Source organism: Flavobacterium geliluteum (assembly GCF_017948595.1).
Classification (GTDB): Bacteria; Bacteroidota; Bacteroidia; order Flavobacteriales; family Flavobacteriaceae; genus Flavobacterium; species Flavobacterium flavipigmentatum.
Genome location: NZ_JAGFBV010000052.1, coordinates 1 through 8,604 on the forward strand (window position 1 = coordinate 1; position 8,604 = coordinate 8,604).

The window sequence follows — 8,604 nt, forward strand, 5'->3', positions numbered from 1 at the left end:
AGTCTACTAGTATCTCAGGCAGTAACAACTTAAGGATATCGATAAAAGAATCTTGCATTAGGGTATAATTTGAAAATACAAATATCTAGATTTTAATATTTCCCCACAACAATATGTGTTGATCCATTAAAAGTGCGTTAAGGATGGAAGCGGCATCCTTTTGCGATCATTCATACTCTATCATAATCAAAACCTCCCTTCGCAAAAGATATAGCGGACAGCCTGACCCATAGGGAAACGCCATAAATAGTGAATGCGGAAGTCTTTGGTTAATTTTGTATTTGTGATATATTTTGATCAACTGAGATAGGAAGGTGTTTTTTGATATAAAAAAAAGCGTTCGATTTATCGAACGCTTTTGAATTTTAAAATATATTTCTTAATTTTTTTCAATCCATTCTCTGGCATTGACGAATGCTTCGTGCCAAGGAGAAACCTCATCGTTTCTGTCTTTTGGATAGTAGGCCCAGTTCCATTGGAAAGTTGAACGCTCAATATGAGGCATCATTACCAAATGTCTTCCCGTTTTATCACATAGCATTGCTGTGTTATAATCGGATCCGTTTGGGTTTGCAGGATAACCTTCGTACGCATATTTAGAAACAATGTTGTAGTTTTCTTCAGCCAGAGGCAATTTGAATTTTCCTTCTCCGTGTGAAACCCAAACACCTAAAGTGCTTCCTGCTAATGTTGATAGCATTACAGAATTGTTTTCTTGTACGGTTACCGACGTAAAAATACTTTCGTGTTTCTGGCTTTCGTTATGCAGCATTTTTCCGTGAACTTCATGTTCTGGATTGATAACTTCTAATTCCATAAACAGTTGGCATCCGTTACAGATTCCAACAGATAAAGTATCTTCTCTTTTGAAGAAATTGTCTAAAGCTGTTTTCGCTTTTTCGTTGTATAAGAAAGCTCCCGCCCAACCTTTTGCAGAGCCTAAAACATCTGAATTTGAGAATCCACCAACTGCACCAATAAACTGAATATCTTCCAATTTTTCGCGGCCAGAGATTAAATCGGTCATGTGAACGTCTTTTACATCAAAACCTGCTAAGTACATGGCGTTGGCCATTTCACGCTCTGAATTGCTTCCTTTTTCACGAATAATAGCTGCTTTTGGTCTTGGTTTCGAAGCGTCAATTACTGGTTTTTTTCCTGTAAAGTGGCTTGGGAAAGTATAATTTAAAACCTGATTTTTATAATTTTCAAAACGTGCCTTTGCTCTTCCGTTTTTGGATTGTTTTTGATCTAATAAATAAGAGGTTTCAAACCAGATATCTCTGTACTTCGCAATATCCAAATTATAAATTCCAAATTCCAAACTTGGTGTCTTTTGAACCGAACCAATTTTGAAGAATTCGATATTGTTGGCGTTCAATTTAGCTTCAACAGCAGCATCTTCTTTTGCTTGGAAAACAATTCCGATATTTTCAGCGAAAAGAATTTTCAAAAGATCTTTTTCAGCAAAAGCACTAAAATCAATTTTAGCTCCCAAATTTACATCCGCAAAACACATTTCTAAAAGAGTAGTAATTAAACCACCGCTTCCGATATCGTGACCCGCTAGAATTTGGCTTTCGCCGATTAATTCCTGAATCGTGTTAAAAGCATTTTTGAAGAAAGAAGCATCTTTAATTGTAGAAGTTTCGTTTCCGATTGTGTTTCTAATTTGTGCAAAAGACGAACCTCCAAGTTTGAAATCATCCTGAGACAAATTGATGTAATAAATAGAATCTCCGTTTTTCTGTAAAACAGGTTCTACTACTTTTCTAATATCGGTACAGTTTCCTCCCGCCGAAATAATAACCGTTCCCGGCGCAATTACTTCGTCGTTTGGATATTTTTGTTTCATCGAAAGTGAATCTTTTCCTGTCGGAATATTGATTCCCAATTCGATTGCAAATTCTGAACAACCTTCAACAGCAGCGTATAAACGAGCGTCTTCACCTTCGTTTTTACAAGCCCACATCCAGTTGGCAGATAATGAAATTCCTTTTAAACCGCCTTTTATTGGCGCCCAAATAATGTTGGATAACGATTCTGCAATTGCATTTCTGCTTCCTGCAACCGGATCAATCAAAGCAGCAATAGGAGCGTGGCCAATAGAAGTCGCGATTCCTTCTTTACCTAAATAATCCAATGCCATAACACCCAAATTATTTAGAGGTAACTGCAACGGTCCTGCACATTGTTGTTTGGCAACTTTTCCTCCCACACAACGATCAACTTTGTTGGTTAACCAGTCTTTTGAAGCAACCGCTTCTAAACGTAAAACGTCTTGTAAATAACTTTCGAAATCATTTGCTGAATATGAAACAGCAGCATATTTTCTATCAATAGTTTTATCTGTCATCACCGTTTTTGGAGAACTGCCGAAGAAATCTTCTAAAGCATAATCCATGGGTTTTGAACCATTTGATTTTGATTGAAAAGTAAAACGGTGATCGCCCGTAACATCTCCAACCTGATACATAGGAGAACGCTCTCTGTCGGCGATTCTTTGTAAAATATCAATATCTTTTTGACCAATAACCAATCCCATTCTTTCCTGAGATTCATTACCGATAATTTCTTTAGCAGAAAGTGTTGGGTCTCCAACAGGCAATTTATCCAAATCGATTAAACCTCCAGTTTCTTCTACCAATTCAGAAAGACAGTTTAAGTGTCCTCCAGCTCCGTGATCGTGAATAGAAACAATTGGGTTATGATCGCTTTCTACCAAACCACGAATGGCATTAGCAGCACGTTTTTGCATTTCTGGATTGGAACGCTGAATGGCGTTTAACTCAATTCCTGAACCAAAAGCTCCTGTGTCTGCAGAAGAAACTGCTGCACCGCCCATTCCGATTCTATAATTTTCTCCTCCAAGAATGACGATTTTATCTCCTTCTTGTGGTTTCTTTTTAATAGCCTGATCTAGTTTTCCGTAACCAATTCCTCCCGCTTGCATGATTACTTTATCGTAACCAATTTTGCGGTCGTTTTCTGAATGTTCAAAAGTTAAAACAGAACCTGTAATCAGTGGCTGACCAAATTTATTTCCGAAATCAGAAGCTCCGTTAGAAGCTTTGATTAAAATATCCATTGGTGTTTGGTACAACCATTTTCTTTCTTCAACCGCATTCTCCCATTTTCTTTCATCGTTCAAACGAGAATAGGAAGTCATGTAAACTGCAGTTCCCGCTAATGGCAATGAACCTTGTCCACCGGCTAAGCGGTCACGAATTTCTCCTCCAGAACCTGTTGCGGCTCCGTTAAAAGGCTCAACTGTTGTTGGAAAATTGTGTGTTTCTGCTTTAAGAGATAAAACCGAATCAAATTCTTTTATTTCGTAATAATCAGGTTTGTCAGCTGATTTTGGTGCAAATTGCTGTACTTTTGGTCCTTTTACAAAAGCAACATTGTCTTTGTAAGCAGACACAATATCATTAGGGTTTTCCTGTGATGTTTTTTTGATTAATTTGAATAAAGAAGTTTCTTTTTCTTCGCCGTCAATTACAAAAGTTCCGTTGAAGATTTTGTGACGACAGTGTTCTGAATTCGCTTGTGAGAAAGCAAATATTTCAGAATCTGTTAACTTTCTGCCCAGTTTTACAGAAAGGTTATCTAAATAATCTACTTCTTCCTGACTTAAAGCCAAACCTTCGGCCTTATTATAAGTGGCAATATCATCTATTTCCAGAATAGGCTCTGGTTGTACATTGATTGTAAAAATCTCCTGATCCAGTTGATTGAATTTTTGTAAAAGCATTGGATCAAAATCGGTAAAATCTTCTGTTGCTGGATGAAATTCTTCAATTCTGATAATGCCTGTAATACCCATATTTTGAGTAATTTCTACAGCATTTGTGCTCCAAGGTGTGATCATAGTGGCACGAGGACCAACAAAAAAATCCGACAGTGCGGATTTCTCGATCTTATTAGAGTTGGCAAAAAGCCAGTTGAGTTTTGAAATGTCTTGAGCCGAAATTTCGTTTTGCGTTTGTACGGCAAAAACAGTTTTGCTTTGGTTTTCAAAGAAATGGATCATTGTGATGTGTAGTTTGTTGTATTGAGGTGCAAATTTAGTTAATTAAGATCAAAAAAAAAAGCGACAATTTTTGTCGCTTTTAATTATTTTAAGTCTAGTTTTTATTAATTGACTAATAATTTTCTAGTAAGTGTTTTTGAATCTTTGGTTATTTTTAGGATATAGGTTCCTTTTGATAAATTTTGAGTCTCAACTATCTTATTAGTAGTATTTTGTTTTTCGAAAACTTTTTGTCCCAATATAGAATAAATAGCAATTGAAAAAGACCCGTCTCCATCTTTAAAATTAACTGAGAATTGATTGGTTGCAGGATTTGGATAAATAGAAAATTCAGTTGAATTAAATTCTTCGTTATTTAAATTGGAATAGCAAGTCCACGATAGATTGTCAAAAGCCACACGACTTGTAGTGAGGTTGCTATTATCAGTGATGCTAATAGTTACATCTCCAGCGATATTAATGTTGGAAATAGTAGTTGTAGTTTCCACTCCGGGTGCACCAAAAGGAATAGTTCCTACTATATTGCCGTTCACACGAAGAGAAAAGGTACCACTGTTTCCTGTAGTGAATTTTTGTTGCGTAGTAACTGTTAAACTTCCAATACCATCAGCAGATATTGAAGCCGAAAGCGATCCATTTCTTATACAAATTGCTCTAGTGCTTATGGCTTGATCAGTACGCGCATCAGTAGCTGTCCAATTCAAGCCTGAATCTCCTGTCCAAGTTTTAGTACCGTAGGATGAGGCTGCAGCAGGAATTTTTTCGAAACTTTCGCTGGCGCAAGAACTCGAAATTATTGTCGTTGTTCCGTTTACTGAATTGCTTTGAAGGGAAGAATTTCCAGCAGCGTCTTTGGCAACTACATAAAAAGAATACGTTGTTACAGGTGTTAGTCCATTTACTATTGCAGTCGTTCCAGAAACGGATGATTTAAAAGCGGAATTCACATAAACATCATAGCTGGTTACTCCAATATTATCGGTACTAGCAGTCCAGCTCAATGATACTGTACTAGAAGAACTTCCGGTAACAGCCAAGTTTGTTGGTTCGGTAGGAGTTTCAGTATCAGGAATAAAAATAGTTGTTGTGCCATTTACAGTATTACTCGCAGGTGATGAATTTACGGAGGCATCTTTTGCAATAACATAAAAAGAATAAGTTGTTGATGCTGTAAGCCCCATAATTGTGGTTGTCAAACCTGGAACTGATGTTTTTATAACCCCATTCATGTAGATATCATAACTGGTCACAGCCACATTGTCGGTCCCGGCTGTCCAACTCAATGAAACTGTGCTGGATGTGGTTCCTGTTACGGCCAAATTAGAAGCTGCTGTTGGTGCTTGCGTATCGGCAACGGGATTCCAAATAGCTTGTACGTATTCTGGATGGTCAATGTATGGATTTCTATTATTTTGACGTGCATAAATTGCATTATTTCGAGTAATTTCTCTTGCATTTACAGGGTCTTGATTGTGCCATGCGATTAAGACACTTAAAAAAGCAGGTGTAAATACTTTGTTTGACGTACCATTGAACATTGCATACGAATAACCTGCAACCGTATTTTCGTAGCGTGTTGCAAAGTAAAAATACATTCGAGCAATATCTCCTTTAAATTCATCAATTGGTTCAAATACAGGTCCTGTGTATCCTGCAGTTGTACTTTCGCCTAATTTACTACCGTTTTGAGTTGTGATAGTCGGTACCGCAACTACAGAGTGAGGGTAATTAGAGCGGATTCCATTTACTTTTCCATCAGTTGGAGTAATAAAATGAGCATCGTTTCTCATAGGTGATGCTTCATTAAAAATAGATTGTGGAATAATGTGTTCTCTATTGTAGCAGTCTCCTTCATTAGTATAATTCCCACATCTTTGTGTGGTTGCAATACTGTAGGTGTAAGGATCTGTCGCCGTTGGATTTTCAGAATACATGTCTAAAACCGAACCGTCATTTTCGTAAAAATTATCAATATCAGATGTTGCATAAGTAATATATAAACCAGCATAACCATTATCAGTATGTCCTTTTATGATATTGTATAATTGTGTTTTTAAGGTATAACCTGTTCCGGTTGCAGTGTCATAATAACCAGCCGGAATCTGGGCAATTACACCCGAAACAATAAAAAACAGTAAAAAAGAGTAAATTTTTTTCATAGAATAAATTGGTTTAAGGTCTGTAATTTTAAACATTCTGTAATTAAAAATCAAGATGATATAAAGAGAATGTTAATTTATAAGACGCGCCAAATCTACTGTTTTTTTGAAATAATTATGTTAAGTGTTGATTATTTTTTTGATATAATTTCTTGCTAAATGATTCTTAAAAAGATAAAAGCGACAAATTGCCGCTTTTATCTTTTTCTCATTTATTTTAATTAGTTTATAATAATTTTTTTTATGATTGTCTGCTGACCTTGAGAAATACTCATGATATATATTCCTTTTGGAATAGTATCTAAAGTAACGGTCGAAAGATTGCTGATTTCATTTTCAAATACTTTTTGTCCTAAAATAGAAAATATTGTGATTCTTGATACTTCATCTGAATTTTTCATTTGAATTGTAAAATGACCCTCTGAAGGATTTGGGTAAATGATGATTTCCTCTAATTGTGAAATGCTTTCTTCTTCAAGAGGTTTTGCCATTTTACTTGCTAGGTTATTGCAAGTGTCTGTGGTGTATGAGTCCCATTGTGAACTTAGATTGAAGGTGGTTGTAGGAGACGTTACGGTCGATTTTCTTCTTAAGGTAACATCGGCAGCAAAATTAGCTGTTCCGCCACTGAAAGTTCCGATAATATCAATTAAAACTCCATTTTTGAAAAGTCCTACTGCATCATTTCCATTAAAAGTCAATTCGGTTGCCGTGGTCGAAATATTGGCAGCGCCAGTAGAAAAACAAGTAGATGAAATACTACTATTGACCACAACAAATTTGTTTCCGCTATTCAAAGTTCCTGATAAAGCTAAACCTGTACTCCATGAACCAGCACCATTGGTTTGTTTTTTTATGGTATAAGCAGCTAAACTAACAGCGTTTCCAGTATTATTAGCTATTTCTAATGCTTTGTTATTTCCAGAACCTTCAATATATTCAGAGAATAATAGTTCGGTTGCAGTTCCGCCTGTTCCGTTGGCATTCGTTATTACCGAGATGGTGTTGCTTGTTGCAGATGTATTTCCGGCAGCATCTTTTGCTTTTACATAAATAGAATAACTTGTAGAAGCCGTTAAACCTGTAATAGTGGCTGTTAAACCTGTTACGGTTGTTTTTAAAGTATTATTTGCATAAACATTATAACCTGTAACTCCAACATTATCTGAAGAGGCATTCCACGTAAGTGTAATTGAAGTGGCGGTTTTTGAAGTAGATGCAAGGCTTGCCGGAGCGGTTGGAGCCTGAGTGTCTCCAGAAGAAGTGCCTCCCCAAATTTGATTCACGTATTCCGGATGATCAATAAATGGATTTCTATTGTTCTGACGTGCGTATATAGCATTGTTTCTCACGATTTCGCGAGTACTCACGGGATCCTGAGCATGCCACGCCAATAATACATTTAGAAAAGCAGTTGTAAATACTTTATTGCTAGAACCGTCAAACATAGGATACGAATAACCCGAAACGGTATTTTCGTAACGAGTTACAAAATAAAAATACATTCTGGCAATGTCACCTTTGAACGCATTTATTGGTTCAAAAACAGTTCCTGAATATCCAGAAACAGAGCTTGATCCCAATTTTCCTCCATTTTGAGAAGTGTAAGTTACTGAACTTACGGTTCCATGTGGATAATTAGAACGCATTCCGTTTACTTTTCCATCTGTAGGGGTGATAAAATGCGCATCGGCTACCATAGGAGATTGTTCATTAAAAACAGATTGCGGAATAATGTGTTCTCTGTTGTAACAATCGCCTTCTACAGAATAGCTGCCGCATCTTTGCGTGCTTCCTGTACTATAATTGTACGGGTCTGTTCCAGAAGGATTTTCAGAATACATATCTAAAACGGTTCCGTCATTTTCGTAAAAATTATCTACGTCAGACGTTTGATAAGTGGTATACAAACCCGCATAACCATTATTGGTATGCCCTTTAATTATATTGTATAGCTGAGTTTTTAGAGTGTAACTGCTTCCAGTTGCTGTACTGTAATATCCAGAAGGAATTTGTGCAAAATTTGCTGAGAAAAAAAGTAATAATAAGAAGGAGTAAAGTTTTTTCATAAAAAGTAATTTAAAATTTGGTTGGTTAAGTAATAGAAAATAACTTTTTCAATAAATTGATTTTGAGTAAGTTATTTTTTTAATGTACCAAATTTATTACTTTTAAGAATACGATGCGTTAAGAGATGTTTAAATTAAGGAATGTTTTCTTACTGTTGGATTTTGGTTGTCACGAAGACTTGAAGGCATTAGGTTTTTTTATAACGAGAGATAAAATTATTGAGTTATTAATTTAGATTCTGTATCTTAGTAGTTGTAAAACAGTACTTATGGAAGAATTTAAAGGTCAAAATATACTCAATCTGGTAAAAGAATTCCCAAATGATGATGCTTGTAAGGCTTA

Annotated in this window: 3 protein-coding genes; all 3 read right to left on the reverse strand. The window is 36.0% G+C overall.

Going from position 1 to position 8,604, the window contains the following annotated elements; translation table 11 throughout:
- Nucleotides 1-379: 379 nt before the first annotated feature.
- The 3 genes from purL to J3495_RS18695 all read right to left on the reverse strand — a co-directional run bounded on the left by purL (nucleotide 380) and on the right by J3495_RS18695 (nucleotide 8,261).
- Complete coding sequence (purL, locus tag J3495_RS18685) at nucleotides 380-4,033, reverse strand: phosphoribosylformylglycinamidine synthase (protein ID WP_210668459.1); 3,654 nt, start codon at nucleotides 4,031-4,033, stop codon at nucleotides 380-382.
- A gap of 104 nt (nucleotides 4,034-4,137) precedes the next feature.
- Nucleotides 4,138-6,192 carry an endonuclease gene (locus J3495_RS18690; RefSeq protein ID WP_210668461.1) on the reverse strand — a complete coding sequence of 685 codons (2,055 nt, stop codon included), beginning with the start codon at nucleotides 6,190-6,192 and terminating at the stop codon, nucleotides 4,138-4,140.
- Between the two features lie 221 nt (nucleotides 6,193-6,413).
- Nucleotides 6,414-8,261, reverse strand: coding sequence for an endonuclease (locus J3495_RS18695; protein ID WP_210668463.1), 1,848 nt, complete (start codon nucleotides 8,259-8,261; stop codon nucleotides 6,414-6,416).
- Nucleotides 8,262-8,604 lie beyond the last annotated feature (343 nt).

What these genes read in the sequence shown, in the direction of transcription:
- purL (WP_210668459.1), bottom strand. Translation starts at nt 4,033, where the DNA reads ATGATCCATTTCTTTGAAAACCAAAGCAAAACTGTTTTTGCCGTACAA.
- J3495_RS18690 (WP_210668461.1), bottom strand. Translation starts at nt 6,192, where the DNA reads ATGAAAAAAATTTACTCTTTTTTACTGTTTTTTATTGTTTCGGGTGTA.
- J3495_RS18695 (WP_210668463.1), bottom strand. Translation starts at nt 8,261, where the DNA reads ATGAAAAAACTTTACTCCTTCTTATTATTACTTTTTTTCTCAGCAAAT.